Source organism: Bacillus sp. FSL K6-3149 (assembly GCF_038630515.1).
Lineage (GTDB): Bacteria > Bacillota > Bacilli > Bacillales > Bacillaceae > Bacillus > Bacillus pumilus.
The window spans coordinates 28759-54959 of sequence record NZ_CP152034.1; the positions used below are offsets into that span (position 1 = coordinate 28759).

The 26201-nt window shown below is 40.8% G+C and carries 31 protein-coding genes; 4 read left to right on the forward strand and 27 right to left on the reverse strand.

The annotated features are described in order from the left end of the window. Nucleotides 1–26: 26 nt before the first annotated feature. The 19 genes from MHB83_RS00185 to MHB83_RS00275 all read right to left on the reverse strand — a co-directional run bounded on the left by MHB83_RS00185 (nucleotide 27) and on the right by MHB83_RS00275 (nucleotide 12263). A complete protein-coding gene (locus tag MHB83_RS00185) occupies nucleotides 27–467 on the reverse strand; it encodes a phage portal protein (RefSeq protein ID WP_050944005.1) in 441 nt (146 codons plus the stop codon). Nucleotides 468–996: 529 nt separating this feature from the next. Next, nucleotides 997–1440, reverse strand: coding sequence for a phage tail tube protein (locus MHB83_RS00190; protein WP_003213309.1), 444 nt, complete (start codon nucleotides 1438–1440; stop codon nucleotides 997–999). Nucleotide 1441: 1 nt separating this feature from the next. Then, the gene (locus MHB83_RS00195) at nucleotides 1442–2788 is read right to left on the reverse strand and encodes a phage tail sheath family protein (RefSeq protein ID WP_050944006.1); all 1347 of its coding nucleotides are present in this window, start codon (nucleotides 2786–2788) and stop codon (nucleotides 1442–1444) included. A gap of 3 nt (nucleotides 2789–2791) precedes the next feature. Further along, the gene (locus tag MHB83_RS00200; RefSeq protein ID WP_003212736.1) at nucleotides 2792–3004 is read right to left on the reverse strand and encodes a hypothetical protein; all 213 of its coding nucleotides are present in this window, start codon (nucleotides 3002–3004) and stop codon (nucleotides 2792–2794) included. Next, nucleotides 2991–3446 carry a hypothetical protein gene (locus tag MHB83_RS00205; RefSeq protein ID WP_050944007.1) on the reverse strand — a complete coding sequence of 152 codons (456 nt, stop codon included), beginning with the start codon at nucleotides 3444–3446 and terminating at the stop codon, nucleotides 2991–2993. The genes MHB83_RS00200 and MHB83_RS00205 overlap by 14 nt, the downstream gene beginning before the upstream one ends. 4 nt (nucleotides 3447–3450) lie before the next feature. Further along, nucleotides 3451–3948 carry an HK97 gp10 family phage protein gene (locus MHB83_RS00210; RefSeq protein WP_050944008.1) on the reverse strand — a complete coding sequence of 166 codons (498 nt, stop codon included), beginning with the start codon at nucleotides 3946–3948 and terminating at the stop codon, nucleotides 3451–3453. After that, nucleotides 3945–4301, reverse strand: coding sequence for a YqbH/XkdH family protein (locus MHB83_RS00215; protein ID WP_342496537.1), 357 nt, complete (start codon nucleotides 4299–4301; stop codon nucleotides 3945–3947). The genes MHB83_RS00210 and MHB83_RS00215 overlap by 4 nt, the downstream gene beginning before the upstream one ends. Next, nucleotides 4298–4681: a DUF3199 family protein gene (locus MHB83_RS00220; RefSeq protein WP_106029236.1), complete on the reverse strand. Its 384-nt coding sequence runs from the start codon at nucleotides 4679–4681 to the stop codon at nucleotides 4298–4300. The genes MHB83_RS00215 and MHB83_RS00220 overlap by 4 nt, the downstream gene beginning before the upstream one ends. A gap of 13 nt (nucleotides 4682–4694) precedes the next feature. Beyond that, nucleotides 4695–5618, reverse strand: a complete 924-nt coding sequence (locus MHB83_RS00225) for a phage major capsid protein (protein ID WP_050944010.1) — start codon at nucleotides 5616–5618, stop codon at nucleotides 4695–4697. A 22-nt stretch (nucleotides 5619–5640) separates the two neighbouring features. Beyond that, a complete protein-coding gene (locus MHB83_RS00230; protein WP_342496538.1) occupies nucleotides 5641–6729 on the reverse strand; it encodes an XkdF-like putative serine protease domain-containing protein in 1089 nt (362 codons plus the stop codon). Between the two features lie 38 nt (nucleotides 6730–6767). Continuing rightward, nucleotides 6768–8225: a phage portal protein gene (locus MHB83_RS00235; protein ID WP_044140773.1), complete on the reverse strand. Its 1458-nt coding sequence runs from the start codon at nucleotides 8223–8225 to the stop codon at nucleotides 6768–6770. Further along, entirely contained in the window at nucleotides 8222–9523 is a 1302-nt protein-coding gene (locus MHB83_RS00240; protein WP_161802746.1) for a PBSX family phage terminase large subunit, read from the reverse strand. Before MHB83_RS00240 ends, MHB83_RS00235 begins: the two co-directional genes overlap by 4 nt. Nucleotides 9524–9531: 8 nt before the next feature. Next, a complete protein-coding gene (gene terS, locus MHB83_RS00245; protein ID WP_003213198.1) occupies nucleotides 9532–10176 on the reverse strand; it encodes a phage terminase small subunit in 645 nt (214 codons plus the stop codon). A 152-nt stretch (nucleotides 10177–10328) separates the two neighbouring features. Beyond that, nucleotides 10329–10847 carry a sigma-70 family RNA polymerase sigma factor gene (locus tag MHB83_RS00250; protein ID WP_212045470.1) on the reverse strand — a complete coding sequence of 173 codons (519 nt, stop codon included), beginning with the start codon at nucleotides 10845–10847 and terminating at the stop codon, nucleotides 10329–10331. Between the two features lie 128 nt (nucleotides 10848–10975). Further along, complete coding sequence (locus MHB83_RS00255) at nucleotides 10976–11182, reverse strand: XtrA/YqaO family protein (protein WP_012011053.1); 207 nt, start codon at nucleotides 11180–11182, stop codon at nucleotides 10976–10978. Beyond that, nucleotides 11179–11580 carry a holliday junction resolvase gene (locus MHB83_RS00260; RefSeq protein ID WP_268459342.1) on the reverse strand — a complete coding sequence of 134 codons (402 nt, stop codon included), beginning with the start codon at nucleotides 11578–11580 and terminating at the stop codon, nucleotides 11179–11181. The genes MHB83_RS00255 and MHB83_RS00260 overlap by 4 nt, the downstream gene beginning before the upstream one ends. Nucleotides 11581–11630: 50 nt before the next feature. Continuing rightward, nucleotides 11631–11873, reverse strand: coding sequence for a hypothetical protein (locus MHB83_RS00265; RefSeq protein ID WP_268459340.1), 243 nt, complete (start codon nucleotides 11871–11873; stop codon nucleotides 11631–11633). Then, nucleotides 11851–12003 carry a hypothetical protein gene (locus MHB83_RS00270; protein ID WP_170965973.1) on the reverse strand — a complete coding sequence of 51 codons (153 nt, stop codon included), beginning with the start codon at nucleotides 12001–12003 and terminating at the stop codon, nucleotides 11851–11853. The genes MHB83_RS00265 and MHB83_RS00270 overlap by 23 nt, the downstream gene beginning before the upstream one ends. Next, nucleotides 12000–12263, reverse strand: a complete 264-nt coding sequence (locus MHB83_RS00275; RefSeq protein ID WP_342496539.1) for a helix-turn-helix transcriptional regulator — start codon at nucleotides 12261–12263, stop codon at nucleotides 12000–12002. Before MHB83_RS00275 ends, MHB83_RS00270 begins: the two co-directional genes overlap by 4 nt. A gap of 158 nt (nucleotides 12264–12421) precedes the next feature. Here MHB83_RS00275 and MHB83_RS00280 point away from each other — a divergent pair, with 158 nt between their 5' ends. The 3 genes from MHB83_RS00280 to bioB all read left to right on the forward strand — a co-directional run bounded on the left by MHB83_RS00280 (nucleotide 12422) and on the right by bioB (nucleotide 14507). Next, the gene (locus MHB83_RS00280) at nucleotides 12422–12799 is read left to right on the forward strand and encodes a helix-turn-helix transcriptional regulator (RefSeq protein WP_050944016.1); all 378 of its coding nucleotides are present in this window, start codon (nucleotides 12422–12424) and stop codon (nucleotides 12797–12799) included. A gap of 199 nt (nucleotides 12800–12998) precedes the next feature. Further along, nucleotides 12999–13352 (forward strand): hypothetical protein, encoded by a 354-nt coding sequence (locus MHB83_RS00285; protein WP_310425875.1) that lies wholly within the window; start codon nucleotides 12999–13001, stop codon nucleotides 13350–13352. A gap of 159 nt (nucleotides 13353–13511) precedes the next feature. After that, the gene (bioB, locus tag MHB83_RS00290; RefSeq protein WP_342496540.1) at nucleotides 13512–14507 is read left to right on the forward strand and encodes a biotin synthase BioB; all 996 of its coding nucleotides are present in this window, start codon (nucleotides 13512–13514) and stop codon (nucleotides 14505–14507) included. 41 nt (nucleotides 14508–14548) lie between these two features. Here bioB and MHB83_RS00295 read toward each other — a convergent pair whose 3' ends face one another. From MHB83_RS00295 to MHB83_RS00310, 4 genes are all read right to left on the reverse strand, one after another. Then, nucleotides 14549–15022, reverse strand: coding sequence for a hypothetical protein (locus MHB83_RS00295; protein ID WP_003212767.1), 474 nt, complete (start codon nucleotides 15020–15022; stop codon nucleotides 14549–14551). A 369-nt stretch (nucleotides 15023–15391) separates the two neighbouring features. Continuing rightward, nucleotides 15392–16225, reverse strand: coding sequence for an undecaprenyl-diphosphate phosphatase (locus tag MHB83_RS00300; protein ID WP_050944681.1), 834 nt, complete (start codon nucleotides 16223–16225; stop codon nucleotides 15392–15394). A 126-nt stretch (nucleotides 16226–16351) separates the two neighbouring features. Further along, nucleotides 16352–17494 carry an AI-2E family transporter gene (locus MHB83_RS00305; protein ID WP_050944018.1) on the reverse strand — a complete coding sequence of 381 codons (1143 nt, stop codon included), beginning with the start codon at nucleotides 17492–17494 and terminating at the stop codon, nucleotides 16352–16354. 65 nt (nucleotides 17495–17559) lie between these two features. Then, nucleotides 17560–17952, reverse strand: coding sequence for a DoxX family protein (locus tag MHB83_RS00310; protein ID WP_268459336.1), 393 nt, complete (start codon nucleotides 17950–17952; stop codon nucleotides 17560–17562). Nucleotides 17953–18152: 200 nt separating this feature from the next. On the opposite strand from MHB83_RS00310, the gene MHB83_RS00315 reads away from it, so the two are divergent. Next, complete coding sequence (locus tag MHB83_RS00315) at nucleotides 18153–19136, forward strand: Gfo/Idh/MocA family oxidoreductase (RefSeq protein ID WP_251191372.1); 984 nt, start codon at nucleotides 18153–18155, stop codon at nucleotides 19134–19136. A gap of 79 nt (nucleotides 19137–19215) precedes the next feature. Here MHB83_RS00315 and MHB83_RS00320 read toward each other — a convergent pair whose 3' ends face one another. The 4 genes from MHB83_RS00320 to MHB83_RS00335 form a co-directional block, all read right to left on the reverse strand. Further along, complete coding sequence (locus MHB83_RS00320) at nucleotides 19216–19740, reverse strand: type 1 glutamine amidotransferase domain-containing protein (RefSeq protein WP_137054481.1); 525 nt, start codon at nucleotides 19738–19740, stop codon at nucleotides 19216–19218. A 90-nt stretch (nucleotides 19741–19830) separates the two neighbouring features. Further along, complete coding sequence (locus tag MHB83_RS00325; RefSeq protein WP_137054480.1) at nucleotides 19831–21819, reverse strand: methyl-accepting chemotaxis protein; 1989 nt, start codon at nucleotides 21817–21819, stop codon at nucleotides 19831–19833. A gap of 165 nt (nucleotides 21820–21984) precedes the next feature. Further along, a complete protein-coding gene (locus MHB83_RS00330) occupies nucleotides 21985–23961 on the reverse strand; it encodes a methyl-accepting chemotaxis protein (RefSeq protein ID WP_212045476.1) in 1977 nt (658 codons plus the stop codon). A 176-nt stretch (nucleotides 23962–24137) separates the two neighbouring features. Next, the gene (locus tag MHB83_RS00335) at nucleotides 24138–26129 is read right to left on the reverse strand and encodes a methyl-accepting chemotaxis protein (RefSeq protein ID WP_050944024.1); all 1992 of its coding nucleotides are present in this window, start codon (nucleotides 26127–26129) and stop codon (nucleotides 24138–24140) included. Between the last annotated feature and the right edge of the window lie 72 nt (nucleotides 26130–26201).

The window sequence follows — 26201 nt, forward strand, 5'->3', positions numbered from 1 at the left end:
CACGGCTTCCTTATCCCCATCTTTTATTAGTTTTTTGCTGCGTCTTCTAAATCTTCAATTTCGTCTTCGAATCCGTTGATTTCAATCGCTTTGTTTAACCAGTTTGCGTATTCACCGCCGACAGATAATACACGTTTTGCGACTTCAACTGGATCTTGTGTGCTGTAGGCTTCTCTTAATTCCTTCGAGCGGAAATCTGGATAAATAGTCGATTCAATGGCAATTCGTGCGTAGAAACGCTGGCTGTCTAAGTCCTTCACGCGGCCTCTGCCTTTGACATTCTTGAAGGTCGTATTTTCTTTTTCCAGTTCATCAATGCGTTCAGTTGTAATGGCTTTAAAGACAAAAGGGATGACATTCCCTTTTTTATCAACAAAACGCTTAGAAATTGGTACTTTGACCTCTTCCGCTTCTACTGTTTTTCCTGGCATAAAAAATGAAAGATCAAATGTTTGTTTTTCGCTCATGTATAAAAACTCCCTTTGTTATGTTTTTTTGAATGCAAAAAAGCACATCCATTTTTTGAATGTGCTTTCCAATCTTTTCATGTATAATCTAAATTGTACAATTGAACGGCTTGCTCAAGGGTGTCTGGCTCATCCCCGATAGGAAGGGGGTGATGCCAATGTCAACATTTGAAGCGATTTCCCTAATGCTTTTATTCGGGATGTTTATCTTTACTTTGTTGACGTATATAGACAAAAAATAGACTCCCCTTGAGCTTTGGACGGTTGAAGGGAAAGTCTATCCTTAAAAACTATCTAATTGATAAGCCAGCCCCTTGAGGGCCAAATTGTACATTGCCGGGATGTTGACGCATCCTGGCTTCTTTTTATTTTATGCAAAGTACTTTGCATGTAAACATATTTCTAAAAAACTTTTTGGGGTTACACAGTAACACTTTTGTAGCTACTCTGTAACTATGAAAAATTATACCATATCGTTGAATAAAATAAAAATAACATATATTTTCGTCATTTGTATGCCTTTTGTTCATTAAAAGGAATTCTTCAGCTTTTCAGGAAGATCAAAGTCCTCGAACGTAAACGGAACTTCTTCTTCAAGTGCTTCTGAATCGACATCCAGTCCAGCAATTTTAGCCGAATCAAAGTTGACATCAAATAATGTCACACGCTCTGTGCCTCGGCCTGATGATTTATCGTCAATCACCGCTTGAAGAGTGAAATAAGGATCTTCCCCTTTTTTCACATAGTTGAGCATGAGTTGTACGAAACGTGAAGTGACTTTATAGAATGTTGCCGTTCCTGTTCCGTTTGCCCCAGTTGTTTTATGACCAGTCATTCTTCGGCCCATCACGTTGACTTCTGATTTGTTTTTCTCCACGTTTGCTTCAAACGTTTTGATAAAGGCAAGCTCCTCACCTTCTAAGAAAAGACGACCCTCTTTACCTGAAATTGTATTTTGCGCTTTAAAAGCCATCTTACTTCACCTCCACATTGAAATAGAATTTTTCTGCTGCATCTACTGGTTGAACAGCTAGATCGATAATAAATCCATCACGATCTTCATTGAGACCGATCACGATATCTGTTTCTGAGTTAAAGCCTGTAATGCCGCTGCCATCTTGAAGCTGTGTGAGATACTGTGTAATCAGTGTTTTCACAAGCTGCACTCCATCATCAGATGCTGGAATGTCATTGCCATTGGCTTTGCGTAATTTAATCAGATTTTTTAATTCGAACGTTAAATCATTGTTGATGGCATCAAGCACACGAATGATTTTGTTTTTCGCCATTTGCTGATTCTTTTCAGCTGTGAAGCTTGTTAAAGAGTTAATATCTTTTTCAACACTCACCGTGCGGTCTCTCGCATCAAAAGTAAAGAGGAACTCCCCTTGTGATAATCGGTATTCTACTTGATCATTATCAAGGCGTTCTAATGTATCCACTGCTCCTTCGTATTCAACAAAGGTGAGTGACTGATTGAAGTTTGCACCTGCACTTGCCCCTGCAACCCAAGCTGTTGTTTGAGCAGGTGTTAGTTCTGTTCCATCTTCCAGCACAACACCGCTTGTCACATTAATGATGCCTTCTTGGTCAGCTGCATAGTTCGCCACAACGCCTTGCACCTTACGTCCTTGCTTATCACGTAGACGCTCGATAAATGAAGCGAAGGTTGCTTTTAATTGCTCACTATTATCGACTGGGAGCGCAATGACATCAAAATATTCTGTTTCTGCTGCTTCTAGGAAAGCTGTATAATCTGCGACACTTGCCACACCGTTTTTCCCGCCGCTTAGTGCCACACCAGCCGTGATAACTGCTTCACCTTCACCAGAAAATTGAACATATTTGTTTTCTACAAGATCTTTGACATCCGTGACAACCTGCTTATCGACAATATCTGTTCCAAGATAAGTGATGACGTCACGTTTTGTGCTGTCGAGTACATTTTCTGCCACTTGGATAGTGATCTCATTTCCTTTTTGACCGCCATAATTGGCTGTGACCACAAATTTTTCTGCGATTTCCGCTTTGGCTTGTACCCCTTCGTTTAGGCGGTAAAGCAAGACCGTTTGTGCTTTTTTCTTTGCTTCACGGAAAAGAAGAAGAGACTTGTCATCAATGTTGAGTCCAACCTTTTTATTTAAGTCTTCCATATTGGAAACGGAAATAAAGGTTTTTGGTTCTCCCCAGCTCATCACAAGAGGAAGTGCCACCGTACCTCGATCGCCTAAAGTAATTCGCTGCTCTGCTGTTGTTTTAAAATTAAAGTAAATGCCAGGACGCTTTTTCTCTGTACCTGGTGTAAATGTGCCTCCGTTCATCCTTTAAACCTCCTTGGACAAAAAAGCATCAATGTGCTTTTTCGCTTCTGTTTTTGTAATTGGTTGATGTTTGATATAAAAAAGAGCACCTTCAAGGATTTCTGGTTTAACCCCAAAAAGATCCTTACTGTGCTCCTTTAAGGCTTCAAATGAAAAGCCAAATTCTTTTTCTTCGCCAGCTGTTTGAGCAGGCTCTGCTTTTTTAGTCTTGCTCACGTTTGATCACCCCATCTGAAAAGTTGATGTCTTCAAGGCTCGCTTGTTTGTCTCGGTTATACCAATAACTGCTATCCCACGTCAGGACAATCGCTGCTACGCCTTGATCTAACATTCTGGTTTCCACTCTTTTTATGCGGACATAATCATCAAGCACCTCTCCATCTTCACTCATCATCTGAATCATTTGACGATCAGCAAGCAATGCATCAACAATTATTTCTGCCGCGTCATGTGCTTTTTCTGAATCCATATGAAACACTTTCACTTGCAGCGAATAAGATTTCATAAATGTAGATACCGTATCTGGACCGCTGATGACTGTTACGGGCGGCACATAAACGGATGGCACTTGAAAACGCTCTGGCAAAAGTCGATCATACATTGTCACAGGAAAGTGTGTGTAAATATAATGCATGATTGCCCCGACTTCTTGATTCATTTCATCACCTCCCAAAATGTCGATCGAACCAGCTTTGAAGCTTTCGATCCAGCGACTGTTCAAACATTTGCTCATAGAGCATGACAGCATGATCCCAGTAGCCATTTCCATCTACCCATTGAGAGGCAAGCATCATTCCTGTCTTTGCATTCGGATCATATTCAAAGCGACTGCCAGCCCATCTGCCAGGCACCCATCTTCGCTCTCCACTTGAAGAAGTAGCATGTCCGTCATTGACATAGGAGGCATATTCAAGCTTCGTTCCCACTTCAAGTGTGAGACCACCTTTTGACATGAGAAAATGATTCTCCTTGTCTCCTTGCGTAAAGGAGCTTAGAAGCCGACCTGTATCGACAGCATTCTCCTTGATTAACTCATCCTGAATGATGTCCAAAAGCTCTAGACCCATGTCCTCTAGCCAATCTTGATATTCTGCTTTTAAGCCGCCGGCACACGCTGTTTCCAGCTGTGAAAGCAGCCGGTCAAGTCCATCAATTTTCATAGATTTTCCTTCCTGACTGCCATCACTTCAATGTGATGATTTTTCACTTTTTTGGGCTGCTGCAACTTAAGTGAGACGCCGTTCCACACCATTTTGTCATGCAGGCGAATATCACTCGCTAAAGGAAAATGGACAAGATAGGACTGATAAATCACTGTATTCGGCTCTTCTTGCACAAGTGACTGATTCTTTTCTATGACATAACAAGACAGATCTGTCAGGCTAGGCGCATCAGGATAGGAAAGAGTCATTTGTAAGTCATCAGCTGGAATCCCGAATTTTCCTCGGGAAGCCTCCTGATGTTCAAGGTGAAATAGATCACAGCAGTCTGTTAAGAGAGATTGATAACTCATAATGATCTCACCTTTAATTTGGTACTGCCGCGAGTTAATGATGGTTCAATGTAATCGACAAGCAGGGCATATACATAAGGTTTGCCTTTTACTTGATCAGCTGCCTTCGCATATGAATAATCACCCATTTTTTCTGACGTAAAGCCTTTCATCATAGATTCATCATCATTCAACATGGCAAAATATTGGGCCATCTTTAATAATGCGATTCTTGCTTTTTCAGGGAGGGGCTGATATTTTTCGCTTGAGAAATCATGACCTACGATCTGAAATACCGCAGCTTCTGCTTCGATAATATCTGCTGTCAGTCTTTCTACAGATCGATTTTTCACACGCTCAAATACAGAATAGGCTTGCAGTTCTTCAGGAGAAATAATCATGGCCTGATGTCACCTACTCTTTCACTTTCATCACTTTTGCTACAGCATCCTCTTCCTCAAATTTGCTGTCTAGCTTCGCTGTTAGGACAATAATAAATTTACGTCTGCGAATATCTTTTTCTACTTCAATTCGAATATGACGAGAAAAACCTACGATAATATTTTTAGGGTGTGTCAGCAAAATATCTGATACGTCTGTTCCCGCTTCGTCATATGGCTGCATATTGGCAAGGCCTTTGACTGGCACACCGAATGCAGAAGAAAGTCCGCCTTGAATAACCGCATCTCCGAGAGTTGTCTGACGGTTTGCTACTTGATCCTTCCATTCCACCTCTAAACTTGGGGATGTGTAGAAACGGAAATCCTGAGGTACACGTAAATATTTTGACGGCATCGCTTTATAGGCTTGTTTAAACATTTGACGGCTAATTTCCGCTCCATTTGCATCTACAATATGAGATACCGCTTGTTTTCTGACGCCATCCATTTGGGCTAAAAACGGATCTGCTGAAGTCGTATCCCCATTGACGATGAGCTCTTCAATATCAACTGCCGCTCGTTCAGCAAGCATTTGCATAATCGTCTGCTGAATTCCGTCTTTTTCAATATTGTTTTCAATGCTGTCGTAGGTCATATGAATTTCTGCAATGACCTCTTTTGCATTTAGCTGGACAGTGCTTGTCGCTGGGACAACACGGTCTTTCGCATCAAGCGCTTTGCCTTCCTCTGCCGGGCGCAAAATACGCTGGCCAAAGCCGATTTTTTCGATTTTTTGTGAATCACTTTCCATCGGAATGATGCGTGCATCATTTAAAACGGTTGGTGTGTTTTGCATCATTCTAATGAATGTGTTGGATTGGGTTGCGTTCATGAGACCGCCGGTTTTTAAGCTGGCAAGTGTCATTTCAGCCTTACGAATCAACTCTTGATTTCTCACACTGTTTCCTCCTTATTTCGGCTTATAGTAAGCCATCCCATATGGGTTTTGTCGTGTTGTTTTGTGTATCGTGGATTGTTTGTTTTGATATGCCCCTTGCCTTTTCGAGCATGTGAATCCGCTCTGAAATAGGCAAAAGCTGCTGCTCAAGCACTTCCTGCATCGCTGCTTTTTCTCTGCTGGCTGATTTCTCTAAGGAAGAGAGCTGATGACGAATCGGTGCAACGACTTGCTCGAGCACTTTTTGGACAGGTTCTTCCCCTGTTTGTTCTGTTTCCTGCTTTTCAGCCTGCTGCAAGACGTTTTCGATGGCCTTTTTTGCCTTTTCGAGCTCTCGCACTTGATCCGTCGTCAAAGCGGCCTCTTCTTTTTGTACGTCTGCTGGCCTTTCACCAATCGTTTGAAGTACATCCTCTGTCTTCAGAATGTCCTGCATGATTGGAATGAGCTGTTCTAAGGTAGCTCTTACATCCGCCTCATCACCATCACTTGACTGTAAGGTTTCCAGCAGATGGTCTAAAATATTCCAAAATGGTTGTGACATGTTTGCACCTTCCTCTTTTAAAAAGAAATTTTTCAGCAAAGAAAAAAGCCCTCTCTCATTTGTGTCTTGAGATAGAAGCTGATCTTGTTCTTCTATGGCGACGATGTCCGCCGTTCCGGCCATTGAATAGCCTGTAATGTGGCCTTTTTGAATTTGATCCCAAATCTCTTGGGAAGCCTTTGTCACAAGCACCCAAGATCCTTTGCGAATCAGCTCCCCGCCCACTTCAACATCAGTCGGAGCAATATATGATTCAACCACTTCGCCAACACCATCTTGAAAATCATGCTGCTTATCAATATGACGGGCATCCTTCATAAAGCCGTGTGCCGCTCTTTCAATTTCCTTGGCTGTCATAAAGTCTTGATGTGCATCAGGTGTATTCGGCTCATACACGACACCGTACACGAGGCGATGAGCATCTTCTGCCTTTGTCAGGACACTGACCTCCTTTTGAAAGTCAGGCCGCTTTTTCTTTGCTTTCATCAAAAAGAATTTCTTCTTGTTCGCTGCTTTGTCCACGTAGGAAACATGCGTAATTTTAGCGTTTTTTAGTTCTCTTGGCATATGTTCACCCCCTTTCAAAAAAGCGCACCCGCTTCTGTTTATTTCGTCAGCTGGTCCGGCTCTGGTTGAGGCTTTTCTTCAGCTGATTTCATGCGGCTTTCTAAAGGGCGGTGATACAGTTCCTCAGGCCATTCCTCTAGCGTTTTTCCGAGGATTCTTCCTGCTAAATCGCGCAAATCATTAGGTGACACTGCCCCCGCCTGAATAAATGGTGTCAGTACTTTGGCAATCTCTAATGGGTCTCTAAAATCAGGACCATTTAATAGAAAACGGACATGCCAAATTTCAAGATCCGGCAGAAAAAGAGTATTGAGTTTTCCTGTGATGAGATGCCGTTCCGGCTGAAATACTTGCTCTTCTGTTGTTTTACGCGCTGTATCTGCTGTCGCTTTGTTATAGTCTTGAGACTCACCTGTGTAAATTGGCGGAAGGCGAAACGCAGAGCGGATTTTGTTTCTTGTTTTTTCATCGTATTCTAAAAAAAGCGCATCTTCTTGCAGGATCTCGGCTAGAGATTTGAAGTTTACTTTGACATTTGAGACATCTTCTTCTCCCGTTAGCCCTTTTTCTGTCGGCAGACCTTCAACTTCAAGCAATAGAAATTTATGTGCATGATCAGATCCTTCAATATCGTCCATATAATCTTGAAGCTGCTGATAAGAGGATTCTGACAGCATCCCATTTTCGACAATGATGGCACCTGGTACATGCCGTCCTTGTTTAAAATAAAGATAGTTCAGCTCCTCTGCCTTGCGTGCTCCGTACATATTGACGATGTTGCCAATCCAGCGGGGAATCCCATACGTTCCGCTGCCAATTTTAAAATGAATTACTTCTGTTGCGCGAAGCGGCTCTGGTGTGGTGTCATCGTACTTGCCTGTTTCACAGTGCAAAATGCGCGGATCACCATACTCCTTGAAGAAGACTTTCTTTTCGTTGATCACCTGCACATATTTGCGGAATCGTTTCTTTCGATTCATTGTTCTTAATTCGCCATTTTCTGTGTAACTGAATTCAACGTCGACTGGCTCACTAAGCTTGCAAATGCGGATATGGAGCGCATCTAAATACTCGATTCCGGCCGGCTTTCCTTGTCCATCTCTCAGCACCTCTAAAAAGCCATTGCCCGTTTTCTCTCGGTCTTCGAGGACATAGCCAAGAATCACATCAGCGGACTCATCATAGTTCATGTACTTCGTAAACTCTTCAAGTCTTGTCCATTCCTTTTCTGCGGCTTTCTTTTTTGCCGGTTTTACACCTTCTGCATTAAAGTCAAAGGCATATTCCACCCCAAACCCAAAACCCAAAATATTCGTTTTGTACGCATCAATACATTGCTGAAGAATGGTTGAATATTCTGCCATGCTTTTTAATTCATTGATGTTGTAAGGCGGGGGAACAATGTCATCTTTTTCATAGGAAAATTCATCTGCATACATTTGTTTTGTATGATCAGACATGTTTGCCTTCATAATCGTTGCTTTCAATTGTTTCATTGTATGGACCTCCTCTCTCTGTTTGGACGGACACGCTCTGAGGCGGTCTGTTTCAAATCCGTCACTTCATAATCATCCAGCGCATACCAGATCGCTGATAATGTGTGCGGATCGATTTGAAATGCATCTTCCTCTAAACGTCCATCCTTATCTGCCTTATAGGTCAGTGATTGAAGTTCATAGATTGTGTACGGACAAGCATCAGAGCAAATGATTTTTTTAAACCGTTTGATCTTTTTCGTATACTGCAAACGAGAGCCTTGGAACTTATGTGCTGCCACCATTTGAAATCCACGCTGCCGAAAATAGTGAATGGTTTTAGGCTCTGCTGCATCGGCTTTGATGAGTTCCTTTGATTCAATGAACTCTTTTAGGTCAACAGCTGTTTCATCATCTGTTTTCCCGCGGTCGTAATATTCCCAGTAAATATATAAGTACTTTTTTTCATGGTCGACGGCTAATCGAATGAGCGCATTGTATGATTCAACAAATCCAAAATCCATGCCTGCTCGTTTTAGCGGCCGGTCAATCTGCTGAATGGCTTCTAATACATCAGAATGGCTTCTCACCTCAAATTGAGGAAAAACCTTTGTGCCGTTGATGCCGAAATAGCCCTTCCTCGCAATTCGATAGAGGTCTGGGTCGTATTCTTTCAGCTCATCCAGCTGCTCCACATAGCTTTTAGGGAGAAATAGGTTATCTTCCGCTGTGGAGTGATGATAGTACGTATCCTTGATCACAACGGTGCGTTTTTTGTATAAGGTTTCGTCATCTAGGACAAATCGCTTCAACTGTTCATCTCGAAAGAAATGTCTGTACGTCCAATTATCTTGACCAACAGGATTGGTCGATAACATCATATAAAGCGGTAAGGACGGGTGCCTCAGCCTTCCAAGCAGCTCTTTAAAGCCTTCATAAGAAACCTCTGAACACTCCTCAATCCAAATCATCGAGATGTTGTTAATCGATTTCAATTTCTCAGGCTTGTCCAGCCCTTTGAATAAGATGCTGCTGCCATTTCGAAACGTCAAGGCAAGCGGCGAACTGCGGCACTTCACCACATGATCGATGCCAAGATCGCTGACGATCTCTTGTAAGAGAGAAAATGTTGATTCGCGGTGCGTATCATATACTTCTCGAATGACAAGTGCTGTCCGTTTTTCTTCCAGCAGCTTTAAAATGAGTTTTAACGCAATGTGATAGCTTTTCGAGGAGCCGTAGCCGCCTACTAAAAATTGAAACTTTTGATTCCAATCGAATAGAAAGTGTTCAAAGTGAGGATTGACTTCTTTTTCAATCAATGGCGTCATGAGTTATCCTCTTTTCGCTTGATCATGATGTGAAGATCTTCCTCTTTTTCTTCGCGCACTGCTTTTTTTGTTTTTTCGATGGTCAGTTCAATTTGCTTTAGCCTTAATCTTCGTTCATCCTTCGCATGTGCAAGCTCTTCAAACTGTTTAATGAGACGCCTGAGCTCTCCCATTGCACGGGATTGGGCATTTAAAAAGGTGGCATGCCGATCCCATGAAAATTGAAACGAATATTCTTCTGTGCTGATTTCTTGTTCTGGCTGAATGCCTTCTACTGTTTCTTCTAATGAAGAAGGCATGTATGCTGCCTTTTTCAGCTCTTTGATCATGTCATCTTGATCTGACACATACATGATTCGCTGCGCCCGAATAATGGCAGCATATTGAATTTGAATTTGATCCCAGATTAAATCAAGCGATGTACGCCCGCCCATTTTCTCCATGATTTCAATTGTTTCATCTGAAAGAAACTGATTGAAGATCGAGTGTGCCTGCTTTGACGAACCTTTTTGCCTTTGCCATCCGTATCGTCTTTTCCAAGATTTCACGGTATGGATCGAGACATTGTAATGATCAGCAATTTGCTGGTACGTCATCCCTTTCATATAATCTTGCTTGGCTTCTATCCGTTTATCTTTCATTTACATTCACCTGCCGCCTCCTTTTAATTCGAACGATTTCCTGTGAAGGAATCATTTGTGTAGGGCTAGCAAACATCTGTTTGGTCTTTCTAACTATAGGTGGCAACTGTAAGACAAGTGTTGCTCCATTTATTTTGTAAAAGAAAAAACGCCTATTCAGCTACTTCGAATAGGCGTTCTTGTACTTTTTTGGCCATCTTTGTCCGAGCTCTCTCCATATGTTTTTGGACAGTTCCTTTCTTCACATCCAGCATGATCGCAATCTCGCTAAACGATAATCCTTGCGTTGTGTGCATGAAAAATACGTCCTTTTCTCGGTCCGTTAAAACGGACAAGGCTTCATCAATTCGTTTCTTGTCCCGCTCACTGAATTCTTTTTCATTTTCTTGGATGATTGTATATTCATGTGATAAAGCCTCTAACACTTCTGGATTTGCTAGAATGGTGCGCTGATAGACTGAACGTCTGTCTAATCCTCTGCGTGCGCCTGGCTCTCTTCCAATTTGAAGCCACTCTACTACGTATTCGAGATCGCTCACCATACTGGCGATCATTTTTTTATCATGGTTGTCTTGAACGGACAGCTGATGTTCGTCTTTTTCTTTAAATGGTTCATATTGTTTTCTAGCATCCTTTAATGCTCGTTTGTATTCAATGAGTAAATCTTGCATATTGGCTCTCTCCCTTTTTTAAGAAAATAAAAAACGGACACCAATCAGTCCCCTTTTCATAGGGTCTTGATCAGTGTCCGCAGGCTTTCCGTCTTGGACGTATGATGTTGTGTGATCTGTTCAGTGATCTAGCTGATTTTAAAACCAATCTCGTGATCTACTCTTGCAAAATGACCTTTTGCCGTTTGGATAATGGTTTTTCCATGTTCAGGTACATCTATCTGATAAGCTGTTCCTACATTCCCATCTAACACGATGACTTGAATTTTTCCTGTTTCCATCTCACCGACAAATGTCTGGTTTTCTTGAATGAATAATTGTTTTGGCTCGTTCATATGCTTGTCTCCTTAATTGGTGAGGACTTCGTGCCATCACCTATCGTATTTAAAATGATTTCAATTCTTGGACGCATACTATAAAACTGGGAAACTCTTAAATCAACGATCTGTAGAGGGGCCCTATCCGCAATAGAATGAAGTGCTTCTTGAATATGGTGTAGTCGTGGCTGAAAGATGCTGACGTTCACTGGGCGTATCAAACCTTTCTCTGCGTATGTACGCTTGATTTGACAATCAGCTATGTCAAGCGGCATGTCGTCAAATAAACGAATCTCGAGTGATAGTGCGTCTTTTATTTTCTGCGGGCATTGCGCTTTTGCAGCTGCTCGTATTCTTTTTATCAATGTATCTTTTGTGAACAAAAACTCTGTCTCAATGATGAAATGGATGATCATGTTATGATCTCCCGTCATCCTTTTCCCACTGACGGATGTTTTGTTCGTTTTTACTCGCTTTGAGCAAGCATTTGAGGATTGTGAGGATTTTCTTCCATCGTTTCATGTCGTCTTGATTCCTCCTTTTTTGCTTCAGCGACCTTTTCCGCCAAGAGGGTCATGTATGTTTGCTTGTCTTCTGATGTGGAAAAAACAAACACCGGTTTCTGGTGATGAAAGGTCATCCAGCCGCCAGCTTGGACTAAACAGAGCTGCGCTTCCTTTCTCGCATCAAACGTCATCTGATGTTTCATCTTCTTCAAATCCCTCCAGACTCTCTTCAATCTCGACTTGATACCCATAACGTGTCATGTCATATGACCAATAGCTTTTTGGATATCCAAAGTCATTCATCTGCGCTACCATTGGATGTTCAATATTCATTTTGTTCGTCTCCCCTTTTCAAAGAAGTGCTCTTCCTTTAAAGAATTACTCATTTCGTGTAACTTTTGGTCAAAAAAAAACTCTTGAACACCCCTATTCAGCAAATCTGCAATATGCTTTGCTATTTCTAAGCTGGGCTTCGTTCTGCCCATTTCTATATTTGCATAGCCGCTCGTATACTTATACCCCAATTTTTTCGCCATATAGGTTTGTGTTTTTCCTTGTAAAATGCGTTCTTCTCGTAAATTTTCAAGTTTCATCTTTTCACCTCTTACTCAATATGTGTAAGTTATATTCATTATGATAATATACACAAAACGAGTAAGTCAATCATTTTTTATTCTTTTTGTGTAATTATTTATCTTTTCCGTGTAATACATGATAAAATTTACTCATAACATGAAAAAAGGTGTTTCCAATGGATAATTTGACTGGGAAGATTTTAACTGAATTAAGAGAGAAGCATGGATGGAGCAAGTCAACGGTTGCTAAAAAACTCGGATTAAAGGCGATGTCCACTTATGCAAATTGGGAATATGGCTTGAGAAAGCCCGACGGTGAAATGATTGTGAAAATCGCCGAGTTATACGGAGTTTCAACGGACTATCTTCTCACAGGTAAGGACAAAGGCGGAACTGATGGCGACCTTGCAGACGATCCTGATTTGCAAATTGCGTTTAAGGCTGCCTCCGATTTTTCCGAAGAAGCACGAAGACAAACCATCGATTTTATTCACTACATTAAAGAAAAAGAGAAGCAAAAAGGCCGTCAGCCAAAACAGCGAGACGACGATTGAGCATCTCTTTTCATAAAGCTTTACATTGCTGGGATACGCCCAGCTTTTTTTTATGCCTCTTTTTCCCCTAAAAAAGAGAAGGCTCATGAATAATATGTGACAATTTTCACCATAAATACTCTTTTTTTCACATATTTTAATTGACATATAATACTATTATTATTAATATATGTATATACTAAAAAAAGGAGTGTTACCGATGAAAAAATTAATGAAAGCTTGTACATTGTCTTTAGCTGCTTTAGGTGCTCTTACGTTCTTCCAAACTGAAGGTGCACATGCAGCTGCACAGCCAAAAGAACCAGTTATAGCAAAAGCTCCTATTATGAATAAAGTGATTACGATCGACCGTAAAGCTAAGGTAGGATGGTCTGATGCTTTTTCTATTCCAATCAGTAAAATAACTTTATCCGGTGATACAGATGCTGTTGAACTGAAACAAACTGCTCCAAATTTCACTTGGATTTACTATTTAAAACCTGGCTTTGTTAAAGTATCTTATCTAAATTCAGATGGTGAACTTGTAATTAACAACTATACAATTACCTACTAAAACACTTTTAAATTTATTAAACTTAAGGCGATGACATCATATCATCGCCTTTAATAATGTGATCATTCTCTAAAACCAGCTAGACATTCAATTCTTGCTATAGACCAACCAATATGTTAACTTTTATTTATGATAAGTTAACATATTGAGGGGCTGATGATGATAAAACACAAATCTTTGTCTTGGGAAGCGATAGCAGAGAAAGCGCTGAAAAATGAACGGATCACGCTGCAAGAAGGTCTAGATATTCTTGAAACTGACGATAGAGAATTATTATCTATCATGCATGCAGCCTACCAAGTACGATTTCATTTTTTTCAAAATAAGGTGAAATTAAATATGATTTTTAATGCAAAAAGTGGTTATTGTCCTGAAAACTGCGGTTATTGTTCACAGTCGATCATTTCAAAAGCACCGGTTGAACGATATACAATGCTTGATCAAAAAACGATTGTGGCTGGCGCGCGTGAGGCGCTCAAGAGAAAAGCGGGGACTTATTGTATTGTCGCGAGCGGAAGAGCACCTTCTCACAGAGAATTAGATGAGGTGACCGCAGCAGTAAAAGAGATCACTGAGACCATGCCTTTGAAGGTGTGTGCATGTCTTGGGTTATTAAATGAAGAAAAAGCAAAGCGGCTGAAGGAAGCAGGGGTTCATCGGTACAATCACAATATCAATACACATCAAGATCATCATGCTCACATTACGACAACTCATACATATCATGACCGTTTGTCGACCCTTGAGGAGGTCAAACAGTCAGGCATGTCTCCTTGCTCAGGGGTTATCATTGGAATGGGTGAAACCAACCAGCAAATTGTTGAAATGGCTTTTGCGCTCAGAGCCATTGATGCGGATTCCATTCCAGTCAACTTTCTTCATGCAATCGAAGGAACACCACTTGAGCATCAAGAACGAACACATCCGATCAAAGCATTGAAAGTGTTGGCACTCATGAGGTTTGTCAATCCAACCAAGGAAATTCGAGTATCTGGAGGCAGAGAGTTCAATTTACGGACGCTTCAGCCGCTTGCCCTTTATGCGGCAAATTCCATTTTCGTAGGCGATTATTTAACAACAAAAGGTCAGCAAGTCCAAATAGATCATCATATCATTGAAGATTTAGGTTTTGACATAGAAGAATGTGCGTTATAAAAAAAGTCTGCCGGTGAATCGGCAGACTTTTAACTATAAGATTAGAATCTTTTATGGAAGTCGACAGTGCCGCTTCCTTCCTCACGGTCAAAGCTGCCGACAAATGTCCAGTTAATATAGCCCCCGTCACCATTATTGACGAACGTCCCATCTTCAAATACCCAAATACCAAACGTAATACCATCATATTCAACACTATCATAGTAAACCACATTGTTCAGTCCGCTAAAGTCATGGTCTTGGCTTAAGTTTTGGACAACGACGTTATAGTTTTGACCTGCTTCATAGAAGGCGCTGTACGCCGCATTTTTAACGAATCCATCACGATTTTGAGATGATTTTACTGCTTGTTCAATTTTATCGGCAATGGCTACTGGATCAATAGAGACACTTCCATCAACACCTGTTGTCGTTGCAGCTTCAGCCGTTTGACCAAAAGTCGTAAGAGATAGAGGGGCAGCAACCATTGACGTAGCGATCACAGAACTAACAAAGAATTTGCTTGTTTTTCTCATTATTTCTAACTCCTCCTTTAATTGGTATGTTTATGTACTACCCCTTCTCCAATCTCTTAAACACTAATTTATGAAAAAACTTCTTTTTCTACCAAATAAGAGGATGATTTTACTGTTTAAAATAGTTGAAACAACAAAAAACTACTCTTTAATAAGAGTAGTTCAGATTGTTGACAAAGGGCTAAAACGATTTTTATTTTAGCCCTTTGTCTTCTTTTCAGCGTGATAGAAAACCTTTGAAGTCTAGGAAGGACGAGTACTGGCGCGGAGCGAATTTGATATTCGTGAGCACCAGCACGCAGGACTGACAACGAATGCGAGGGTTTGTCTATACGCTGAACTACTCTTTAATAAGAGTAGTTTTCAGCATTACATGAATAGGATAAATAAAATCACACCTAGGATTATTCGATATATTGCAAAAGGCACCAGTTTGATTTTATTGATCAGTTTTAGGAAGAATCGAACAACGAAGAGAGCCACAACAAATGCACTCACAAAGCCGACGATAAAGAATGGCAGCATGTCTGTTGTTAAATATTCGGCATTTTTCACCAGTGTTAACAAGCTTGCCCCCGCCATAATCGGCATCGCCATGATAAATGTAAAGTCAGCTGCCGCACGGTGATTCAAACCAAGAATAACCCCGCCTGCGATCGTCGAACCTGAGCGAGAGAAGCCTGGCCATAATGCCAAACATTGAAACAGTCCGATATAAAGCGCCTGTTTATACGTCATGTTATCGACAGAGCTTGTTTCTGTTTTACGTTTATTGATCCAGTCAGCGACAAGCATCAGCACTGCGCCTAAAATCAAACCGACAGCAACTGTTCTCACGTCAAACAAGTATTTATCAATATAATCTTCAAATAAGAATCCTAAAATGACGGCTGGGACGAGTCCTACTGCAATTTGAGCAATGGTCAGTTTATGCCCGCTGCGCTTTTGTTCTTCAGTGATATTTTTCTTTAAGCCTAACAAGTTCAAAATTCGATCCTTGAACACAATCATGACAGCTAAAATAGAGCCTAACTGAATCACGACTTTAAATGTGTTTGCCGCCTCTGGCGTAATGATTTCCTTTGACTTTAACCAAAGATCATCGACAATGATCATGTGACCTGTAGACGAGACAGGTGCATACTCTGTTAATCCTTCGACAATTCCTAAAACCAGTGCCACGAATAAATCCCATAGATTCATGATTTTCTTTCCTTTCAATTCTGATCTTTTGAACAGGCAACCATCTATGTCCACATAAAGACAAGCTTCCTATTTCGAAAGCTCGTCTTTATGATACTATATTTTTTTCAAAAAAAGATTATGACATCAAACCTTTTCTTCTTTATACAAATTGGATCGCATTTTAAACCAATCAAATAAGTGAGTCGTGATGACTTTCAGCACGGCGTACGTCGGAATAGCGACAATGATGCCGACCACGCTGAACAGTTTACCTGCTGTTAAAAGAACAAAAATGATGGTGATTGGATGGATGTGAAGATTTTTCCCCATGACCTGTGGAGAAATGAATTTCCCTTCAATCAGCTGGACAACCGTCCAAACAATGATCAATTTTAACAGCATAATTGGTGACGTGACAAGGGCAATCACAATCGCTGGTGTAATGGCAATCGTTGGACCAAGGTAAGGCACGATACTTGTACAAGCAGCAATGATGGCCAGCAGTAAGGCATAGTCTAACCCGATAATCATGTATCCAATTAAGAGAAGAAAACCGATACAGAAGCTGACAATGATCTGGCCGAGAATATAAGAGCTCAGGCGATGGTTCATTTCGTGAAGCACGATATGTGTATGCTCTCTAAATTTATTCGGAATAAATTTCAGGAAATAGTCAGGCAATTTTTTGCCGTCTTTTAATAAATAAAACAGAATGAACGGAACGGTCACGATTGAAATGATGACTTCAGTAAGCGCCCCTAGGAATGTCCCCACTCCGGTAAAGGTACTTTCCAAAATTTTCGTCGCTTGACTTGACGCTTTGCTCACCAATTCAGAAACGTTAAAATTCATCGCTTTTTGCGCTTGATTAATGAAGTTGCTTCCCGTTAGTTGTCTAATCTGATCTTCTACCGTATCAACATATTTCGGAAGGTTATGAAACAGACTCATCATTTGCGCTTGTAAAAACGGAATAATAGACACAATCGTCACTGTAATAATGCCAATAATGACAATATATAAAAGCAAAATCGAAAAGATCCGTTTGACTCTAAACTTCTCTAACAAATTGACAATTGGATTTAATAAATAATACACGACCCCCGTTAAAATAATCGGTAAGGCGATGGTTTTGACGAGTACAATGAGCGGTGTGAAAATAAAGGATGTTTTCATGAAAACAAGGATATTCAATCCAATTAATAGCAGGACGAGTAAAAAGAGAACAAACTTGTTATCAAGAAAAAATTTTCTAAATCGACTGCTCCACATTTGCATAGAATTCATATCGTTCCTCCAAACTCGGGCTATTTTATGAATAAATTGTACACTACCTGATCATGATATGGTGGTCATTGTTTCAGCTTTTTTTCCCATTTCGCAATGGACATCACCCATACAATCAGAATGGGCTGTCCTATCAGTCTTATCCATAGCAAAGACTGCTGTGTGCTTTCTTGACCTGGAAATGGAATTCCCTCTCGTGCAGCAAATAAGTTTGCAGGGAAAATGAGGACAAGATAGACAGCAATGATTTTTGCTGCTGAGATCCTGACATTTGGCAAAAGCAGCAAGACAGCCAGTAGCCATTCTAGGCATGCCGTCGCATAGACCATACCATATGGATATGGCCAGCCTGGCATCATACGGGCAAAGCCACTCGGCTCTATCACATGAAAAATACCGGCTGCTATGAATAAAAGCGCAAAGACGTATGTACTTCCTATATGCAGGACGCGCTTCATGGTCGTTTCCTCCTCTCCCTTCTATCAGAGTATTACCCGAATGAAGGAAGAAACTACCCACTTCTCGTACATTTATATCCTTTATGTAAGACGCATCAGCCTATATAAAGGTTTCATCCGCTTTTCAATAAAAAGAATGTTCTTTCTTACAAACGCTTTCAAAGGATGTATAATCAGAGAAAGTAGAAGGAGGGAACGACATGATTCGATTTGCTGTCATCGGAACGAACTGGATTACAGATCGATTCTTACAGGCCGGTGAAGGAGTAGCTGATTTTACATGTACAGCCGTCTATTCACGGTCCGCTGAAAAAGGCCAGGCATTTGCCGAAAAATACGGTATTGATACAGTTTTTACGAACTTACATCAAATGGCGGAAAGTGATGCGTTTGATGCCGTGTATATTGCGAGTCCAAATGCCCTTCATAAAGAGCAGGCCATGTTGATGATGGAGCACCAAAAGCACGTATTATGCGAAAAACCATTTGCCTCTCACCGAAAAGAAGTAGAAGAAATGATTGCTGCAGCGAAGAAACATCAAGTGTGTTTGATGGAAGCGATGAAAACGACATTTCTGCCCAACTTCCTTCAAATCAAACAGCATCTTGATCAGCTTGGACCCATTCGGCAAGTGGTCGCTCATTACTGTAAATATTCCTCAAGATACGATGCCTACCGAAATGGCGAGATTCCAAATGCTTTTAAGCCTGAATTATCCAATGGTTCTTTAATGGATATCGGTGTGTATCTCGTCTACCCGGCGCTTTATTTATTTGGTCTGCCGAATCAAATCACCGCGAGAGGCTATAAGCTTTCTTCTGGTGTAGATGGGAGCGGCTCTGTCCTTATGCAATATGACGGGCATCAAGCACTTCTTTTTCATTCTAAAATTTCAACGTCTCATTTATCTGCGGAAATTCAAGGAGAGGATGCGACGATGGTGATTGATCAATTCCACCGTCCTTCGCATATCACGATCCATGATCGGCAAGGACACCATACCGACATCTCTCTCAAAGATGATCAGCCAGCCATGTATTATGAAATCTGTCATTTTATTGAGTGTATTCAGCAAGGAATGAGGCAGTCTCCGGTCAATACATTTGCCTTATCTGTTCAAACCATGTCCGTCATGGACGAGGCGAGAAAACAAATGGGCGTGAGGTTTCCTGCCGATAGATAAAATGAATGGGGCATGAAATGATGAACAAAGGGCGAACATGATGTGCAAGTTCGCCCTTTTTTTATTTTGGATCAATAGTTTATGTTGCCGCTAATACATCCGCAAATGCTTTCACATAGGGAGGAAGATCCGGTGGACGTCTGCTCGAGACGAGGTGACCATCTGTGACGACTGCTTCATCAAACCAGTCTGCTCCAGCATTTGTCATATCATCTTTAATACCAGGTGTACTTGTCACTTTTTTTCCTTGCAGGATTCCTGCTGAAATCAATACCCATCCAGCGTGGCAAATTTGCCCGATTGGTTTTGCCTTTTCATCAAATGAACGTACGATATTTAACACTTCTGGAAAACGGCGCAGTTTATCTGGCGCCCACCCTCCAGGGACAAGCACAGCATCATATTCATCCGCTTGAATGGAATAAAAATCTGCATCAGATACAGCCGGCACACCATACTTCCCAGTGTACTCATGATTTGCTTTTTCTCCTACAAGGTGCACAGTTGCCCCTTCTTCTCTTAAACGCAGAACCGGATACCATAGCTCTAAATCTTCAAAATCATTACTGACAAACGCAATGACCTTCTTATTTGATAAACGCATAACATCTCTCCTATTCTTTCAATTTCCTCTATTGTACGAGATGACCGCTTAAAAAGAAAAGCGGTTCCCCTTGAGGAGAACCACTTGATCTTATTCACTGATCTTGAATTTTTTAATTAAATCACGTAATTCTTCCGCCATTTGGGAAAGAGTCGTAGAGGAAGAACTAATCTCTTCCATAGAAGCAAGCTGCTCTTCAGCAGATGCAGCGATATCTTGGATGCTTGCTGAACTCTCTCGTGATACATCTGCAATTTCATTCACTGCTTTAGAAATTTGCTCAGATCCTCTTGAAAGCTCGCGTACTGTTGTATTCATTTCATTCATTCTTGTAGCGATTTCCGCTGTTTGCTGATTAATTTGTGAGAAGCTTTCTTTCGTTTGATCTGTAATGGAAAGACCATTCTTCACTTCTTCATTCACTGATTTAAACATATTTTGAGATGTTTCGATTTCAGATACAATTTCTTTCACAAGCTTTTCAATCTCTTTTGCTGAATCTGATGATTGAACTGCAAGTTTACGTACTTCCTCTGCGACAACAGAGAAGCCTCTGCCTGACTCACCTGCACGTGCTGCTTCAATAGCTGCATTGAGTGCAAGTAAATTCGTTTGATCCGCAATGCCGTTAATCACGCCTAGGATGTTTGTGATGTCTTTTGATTTATGCTCTAGCCCGTTGATCACCCCTTCAGCTTCTTTCACTGAATGGTCGATCGTCTTCATTTGGCCAACGGTTTGCTCCACAAGCTGCCCGCCTGATTCCGCGACTGTTCTTGATTGAATAGATGATGCTGCGATGACATCAGATGTTTCTGCGACCTCGTTCAGACCTTCATTCATTTGTTTTAAATGAGCCGCACTTTGCTCCACCATTTCGCTTTGATTTTCGTTGCCGTTTGAGAATGTTTCAATAGATGATGTAATATGTTCGGTTGCTTTTGTTGTTTGACCTGCGCTTGCTGTCAGTTCTTCAGATGAAGAAGCCACGTTTTCTACAGATGTTTGTACAGCTTGGATGACATCTCTTAATGATTCACTCATTTCATTAAAGCTTGTGCCTAGCTGTCCAATTTCATCTTTTGACCGGACATCAATTTTTTCTGTTAAATCTCCCTCACTGATTTTCTTTGAAGAAGAGACAAGTATAGATAGTGGTTTTGTAATGGAACGGATGATCAAGAAGATCAGAATCCCGCCAATGATGAGCGCGCCAGCTAAAATGATAGCGGCCATGTTAAAGACTGGCTGTGCAGCTTCTTCTACTTCTGTCACAAACATCGTACCGACAATTTTCCAGCCAGTCGCTTTGTTTGTGGTGAATTCCATTTGCTTTTCTTTTCCTTCAAACATATAACTCATAGAACCTTCATCTTGTGAATAAAGCTTTTCTAGCCATTCACCAGATAATTTTGTTCCCGCTTTTTTCGTAGGATGGGCAACAAAGGTACGATCCGGACTTCCGATAAAGGCATAGCCTTGTTTCCCAATGTTTATGCTATTTGATTCTTTTACTAGATTCGCAATGTCTAGGTTCATTGCAATGACTCCTGATCCGTCTTCTAACTTTTTAGAGATGGTGACCACAAGCGTACCTGTGGAAGCTGTTGGATACGGTGCTGAAACAGACAGCTCTCCGTTTTTCTCCCAGCCGTCTTTATACCAATCCCGCTCCGTTGCGACATAGTCAGCAGGCATTTTTTTATTAGGATATCTTGAAAACACTTTGCCATCACTTGAAGCGACAAAAATGCCTTCTGTGTCATCATTCATACTCATGAACTGCTCAAACCGTCCTTGAATATCTGTCGTGCCTTTTTGCTTAAGCTTTTTCTCCGTGATCCATTTGCTAAAGAAATCGGCTGCGTCTGTTTTCACTTTCACAACCTTCGTAATATTTTTATCTAGCTGCTCGACGTTCTCCTTTGCACTTTGCATAATTTGATCATTCAAAGAAGTACTCGCCGTATGATATGAAGAGAATGCCAACACAATGATTGGGCATAAGAGAATAAATAAGAAAGAGAATACGAGCTTTTTTGAAATAGATGGCTTCCTGAAATACTGTATGAATTTCATAAAAAAGAAAACTCCTTTTAGTAAGATAGTATATATATCGGAAGTACTACTATGTTCTTTACTTTTTTAACTTATTAAAGTCTAAATAAGACCAAAATACCCAAATTATATGTATTGAATGGAAAAAACACCTGACGCCAAAACGTCAGGTGCTTCCCTATATTCTTATATTTTAAATTGTTTAATGAGCTCTCTTAGCTCTTCTGCCATCTGAGATAACGTAGCAGAGGAGGAACTGATCTCTTCCATAGATGCCAGCTGTTCTTCTGCGGATGCTGCGATATCTTGGAAGCCTGCGGAGCTTTCTCGTGAAAGCTCTTTAATTTGATTCACCGCATGTGAAATATCATTTGAGCCATGCGAGAGTTCTTTAGCCGTTCCGTTCATTTGTTTCATTTGTTCTGTCATTTCTGATGTTTTATCGGTAATTTTCTCAAAGCTGATTTTCGTTTCATCTGTAATGTCTAATCCAGATTGTACTTCACCTGCTACTTGTTTAAACATGTTCTGTGATTTTTTAATTTCCTCTACAATCTCGTTCGTCAAGCTTTCAATTTCCTTTGAAGAGCTTCCGGATTGCTCTGCCAGCTTACGAACTTCTTCTGCAACAACAGAGAAACCTCTGCCTGCTTCTCCTGCCCGAGCGGCTTCTATCGCAGCATTTAAAGCTAGGAGATTGGTCTGGTCGGCAATGCCGTTAATGACACCCAGAATGTTCGTAATATCTTTTGATTTCTGCTCTAAGCCTTGAATCACAAGCTCTGCTTCTTTCACTGCCTGCTCGATGGTTTGCATTTGCCCTGCTGTTTTTTGAACAAGTTCTCCACCGGCCTGAGCCGTTTTGCTCGAATCAATCGACGATTCCATCATATGAGAGGTCGTATCGACCATATGGGATAAGCTGCGATCCATTTCGTTCAACTGGACTGAGCTTTTTTCGATCATATCATTTTGATGTTCATTGCTGTTTGAGAACTGTTCAATAGATGATGTGATATGCTCAGTCGCTTGAGCGGTCTGTCCCGCACTTGCTGTTAATTCTTCAGAAGAGGCGGCCACATTTTCGATGGAATTTTGAACAGCTTGAATGACTTGTTTCAGCTTAGCTGACATCTCGTTAAAGCTCTGCGCAAGCTTGCCGATTTCATCGTGCGTACGAACTTCAATGTGCTGGGTCAGATCACCCTGACTGATTTTCTCAGCCGATTCAGAGAGCGCTATCAGTGGCTTTCGGATCGATTTAATAATAAAATAAATCGCGATTCCGCCTATGGCAATCGCAACTGCCAGTATGATCATTGTTAAGTCGAGCACTGGCTGTGCAGCTTCTTTGACTTCGTCCACATACATGGTTCCAGCAAGCTTCCAGCCTGTTGCTTCATTTGTGTCAAAGAACATTTGCTTCGGCTGTCCATTGTATTCATATTTGAAACTGCCTTGTTTTTTAGCATACAATTTCGTGATGAAATCACCTGTCAATTTCGCCCCAGGCTTGTCTGTTTTATGGGCAATATAATGCTGATCTGAAGTCGCGACAAACGCATAGCCTTCTTTGCCTATTTTGATGCTGTTTGTATCTTTCACGATCGTGTTCAAGCGCACATTGATTCCAATCACACCAGAACCATCTGCTAGCTGTTCTGATATTCTGATGAGCAGGTCATCTGATGACTTGTCGGCAAAAGGATCTGAAATGATGAGTTTCTCATCTCTCATCGATTGTTGAAACCACGGTTCGTTTTTTGCACTCGCTTCACTCCCTTTATGAATCTCGGAATATTCGGTTAGTTTACCATTTTGATCTGCAATGAATACTTCCACAACATCTTCGTCTGTTTCCGATAATTGCTTTAATTTCACCTTGAGTAAATCCTTATTTTTAGAAGTCAATTCACTCTTTTTCACCGATTTCGATAAATAAGAAACGATATCAATTTTAGGCTGTACATCTTTATTAATGAGTTCGTTTAATTGCTGAACACCATTTGCAGCACTAGACATAATCTCATTATTGAGAGACTTTGATGCCACTTCATAAGAAAATGCTGCCAATACGAGAATTGGCACTAGGAGAATCGCTAAGAATGCAGTAATTAATTTCTTGGACATTGTAAAATGCTTAAAAAAGTTGATTTTTTTCATGACTCTACTCCTTTTGAATTATGATTTGTGGTATTTCCCTTCTATTCTTAGGTAATATGAATTATTTTTCAAGGGGTAATGTTCGAAATCTAATTAAAATGAGTAAATTTACCTATTTCTTTTGATTTATTCGATTGAAAAAGAGCCCTTTAACTGAAGGGCTCTTTTCTTTTTGTCTATTCGACTTTAAATTTGCTGATCAAATCACGCAATTCTTCTGCCATTGATGAAAGCGTAGCAGAGGAGGAGCTGATTTCTTCCATAGATGCGAGCTGTTCTTCCGCTGAAGCCGCAATGTCTTGAATGTTTGCGGAGCTTTCACGTGAGACGTCTGCAATCTCACGGACAGCCTCTGACACATGTGCAGAGCCATTTGAAAGCTGGACAACTGTTTGATTCATGGTTTGAAGCTGGTCAGAAATTTCCTTTGTCATTTCGAAAATATTGTGGAAGCTGACTCTTGTTTGTTCAGTGAAGCTTAGGCCTGATTGAACTTCTCGATTCACTGCAGTGAATACTTCCTGTGATACATCGATGTCTTGAACGATTTCTTTAATCAAATTCTCGATTTCTTTCGCCGAATTGGCTGATTGAACAGCCAGTTTTCTTACTTCTTCTGCTACAACGGAGAAGCCTCTGCCAGATTCCCCAGCTCTTGCTGCCTCAATTGCTGCATTTAGCGCAAGTAGATTCGTTTGGTCGGCGATACCATTGATGACACCTAGAATTTGTGTAATGTCTTTTGATTTACTTTCAAGAGCGCTGATGACATTCTCTGCTTTTTTCACGGACTGATCAATGACATTCATTTGAGAAGCGGTTTTTTCGACAAGCTGTCCGCCTTCCCCTGCGATATCTGTTGATTTGATCGATGAAGCAGTAATGGATTCAGCCGACTCATTCATGTGCTGAAGGCCACGGTTCATTTCATCTAACTCTTCTGAGCTGGATTCGACTTTGTCATTTTGACTTTCATTTCCATTGGAAAATTGTTCAATGGCTAGTGTAATATGCTCTGTTGCTTTACTTGTTTGCCCTGCGCTGGCGGTCAGTTCTTCTGATGAAGAAGCGACATTTTCGACTGAGGTTTGGACGGCACCAATGAGGGTTCTTAATGAGTCAATCATTGTATTAAAGCCTTTCCCAACTTGGCCAATTTCGTCATCTGATTGGATCTGAAGCTTATCGCGCAAATCACCTTCGCTGACTTTTTTCGAGAAGCGGGCAAGGTTGGATAATCTTTTAGATATAGAGCGGACGATAAAGAAGATGAGGGTACCTGCTACGATAAGTGTCACACTGAACACAATAAGGGCTGTATTGAAAACGGGCTTTGCTGCATCTTCTACTTCTGATACGAGCATCGTTCCACCGATTTTCCAGCCGGTTAATTCGTTGGTCACATACGCAACCTTTTTATCTATTCCTTTGAGTGTGTAGCTGCCGTTTCCTTCTTTGTTTTGATAAATAATATTTGCTAGATTCTCATTGACCTGACTTCCTGGCTTTTGGGTCGGATCTGCTAAAACTGTTTTATCTTTCTCCATGATGAAGGCATAGCCTTTTTGCCCAATTTTGATTTCTTTTAACTTTTGAATCAGGGTGTCAATTTCCATATCAAGTCCAATAACACCTGACCCATCTTTCATTTTTTGAGTAATCGTGATGACCATTTTGCCTGTGGAGGCTGCTACGTATGGTTTTGTGATGACTTGTTTACCGTTCTCTGCATTGAGCGCTTCTTGATACCATGGACGCTCTCTTGGATCGTAGCCATCAGGCATCTTTTGAACTGGATATTGCATAAACAATCCCTTTTCGGAGCCTGCATAGATAGCAGAAACATCTTTTTCATTAATTTTTCCAAATTGCTGCAATTCTTTGATGGTCGCATTTCTATTTTTTTCTTGAAGATTAGACGCTTTGAGTGAGTCTGTAAACAGAGCCACAGCATCTGCTTTGTTTCCTATATTCTCATTGATTAAAGTATCAAATGCATTGACTTGACTCATCGCACTGCCCATAATCTGTTTGTCTAGCTCTGTCTTTGATGTAAAAAACGCACTAATTGTCAGTGCAGTGGTTGGCAGGATAAGGACTACCAAAAAGGCAATAATTAATTTTTTTGAAATGGATGGTTTTTTTAACCATTGAATCATTTTCCCCATTTTCTCTTTCCCCCTTTACTTCTCTAAAGTTATTATCGGATGAAAGGTTTATTTTTACAGGCTGAAAACGAT

Coding starts and splice junctions, on each gene's coding strand:
- MHB83_RS00185 (WP_050944005.1), bottom strand. CDS start 467: ATGAGCGAAAAACAAACATTTGATCTTTCATTTTTTATGCCAGGAAAA.
- MHB83_RS00190 (WP_003213309.1), bottom strand. CDS start 1,440: ATGGCTTTTAAAGCGCAAAATACAATTTCAGGTAAAGAGGGTCGTCTT.
- MHB83_RS00195 (WP_050944006.1), bottom strand. CDS start 2,788: ATGAACGGAGGCACATTTACACCAGGTACAGAGAAAAAGCGTCCTGGC.
- MHB83_RS00205 (WP_050944007.1), bottom strand. CDS start 3,446: ATGAATCAAGAAGTCGGGGCAATCATGCATTATATTTACACACACTTT.
- MHB83_RS00210 (WP_050944008.1), bottom strand. CDS start 3,948: ATGAAAATTGATGGACTTGACCGGCTGCTTTCACAGCTGGAAACAGCG.
- MHB83_RS00215 (WP_342496537.1), bottom strand. CDS start 4,301: ATGAGTTATCAATCTCTCTTAACAGACTGCTGTGATCTATTTCACCTT.
- MHB83_RS00220 (WP_106029236.1), bottom strand. CDS start 4,681: ATGATTATTTCTCCTGAAGAACTGCAAGCCTATTCTGTATTTGAGCGT.
- MHB83_RS00230 (WP_342496538.1), bottom strand. CDS start 6,729: ATGCCAAGAGAACTAAAAAACGCTAAAATTACGCATGTTTCCTACGTG.
- MHB83_RS00235 (WP_044140773.1), bottom strand. CDS start 8,225: ATGAAACAATTGAAAGCAACGATTATGAAGGCAAACATGTCTGATCAT.
- terS (WP_003213198.1), bottom strand. CDS start 10,176: ATGAAAGATAAACGGATAGAAGCCAAGCAAGATTATATGAAAGGGATG.
- MHB83_RS00250 (WP_212045470.1), bottom strand. CDS start 10,847: ATGCAAGATTTACTCATTGAATACAAACGAGCATTAAAGGATGCTAGA.
- MHB83_RS00255 (WP_012011053.1), bottom strand. CDS start 11,182: ATGAACGAGCCAAAACAATTATTCATTCAAGAAAACCAGACATTTGTC.
- MHB83_RS00260 (WP_268459342.1), bottom strand. CDS start 11,580: ATGATCATCCATTTCATCATTGAGACAGAGTTTTTGTTCACAAAAGAT.
- MHB83_RS00265 (WP_268459340.1), bottom strand. CDS start 11,873: ATGAAACATCAGATGACGTTTGATGCGAGAAAGGAAGCGCAGCTCTGT.
- MHB83_RS00270 (WP_170965973.1), bottom strand. CDS start 12,003: ATGAATATTGAACATCCAATGGTAGCGCAGATGAATGACTTTGGATAT.
- MHB83_RS00275 (WP_342496539.1), bottom strand. CDS start 12,263: ATGAAACTTGAAAATTTACGAGAAGAACGCATTTTACAAGGAAAAACA.
- MHB83_RS00280 (WP_050944016.1), top strand. CDS start 12,422: ATGGATAATTTGACTGGGAAGATTTTAACTGAATTAAGAGAGAAGCAT.
- MHB83_RS00285 (WP_310425875.1), top strand. CDS start 12,999: ATGAAAAAATTAATGAAAGCTTGTACATTGTCTTTAGCTGCTTTAGGT.
- bioB (WP_342496540.1), top strand. CDS start 13,512: ATGATAAAACACAAATCTTTGTCTTGGGAAGCGATAGCAGAGAAAGCG.
- MHB83_RS00295 (WP_003212767.1), bottom strand. CDS start 15,022: ATGAGAAAAACAAGCAAATTCTTTGTTAGTTCTGTGATCGCTACGTCA.
- MHB83_RS00300 (WP_050944681.1), bottom strand. CDS start 16,225: ATGAATCTATGGGATTTATTCGTGGCACTGGTTTTAGGAATTGTCGAA.
- MHB83_RS00305 (WP_050944018.1), bottom strand. CDS start 17,494: ATGAATTCTATGCAAATGTGGAGCAGTCGATTTAGAAAATTTTTTCTT.
- MHB83_RS00310 (WP_268459336.1), bottom strand. CDS start 17,952: ATGAAGCGCGTCCTGCATATAGGAAGTACATACGTCTTTGCGCTTTTA.
- MHB83_RS00315 (WP_251191372.1), top strand. CDS start 18,153: ATGATTCGATTTGCTGTCATCGGAACGAACTGGATTACAGATCGATTC.
- MHB83_RS00320 (WP_137054481.1), bottom strand. CDS start 19,740: ATGCGTTTATCAAATAAGAAGGTCATTGCGTTTGTCAGTAATGATTTT.
- MHB83_RS00325 (WP_137054480.1), bottom strand. CDS start 21,819: ATGAAATTCATACAGTATTTCAGGAAGCCATCTATTTCAAAAAAGCTC.
- MHB83_RS00330 (WP_212045476.1), bottom strand. CDS start 23,961: ATGAAAAAAATCAACTTTTTTAAGCATTTTACAATGTCCAAGAAATTA.
- MHB83_RS00335 (WP_050944024.1), bottom strand. CDS start 26,129: ATGGGGAAAATGATTCAATGGTTAAAAAAACCATCCATTTCAAAAAAA.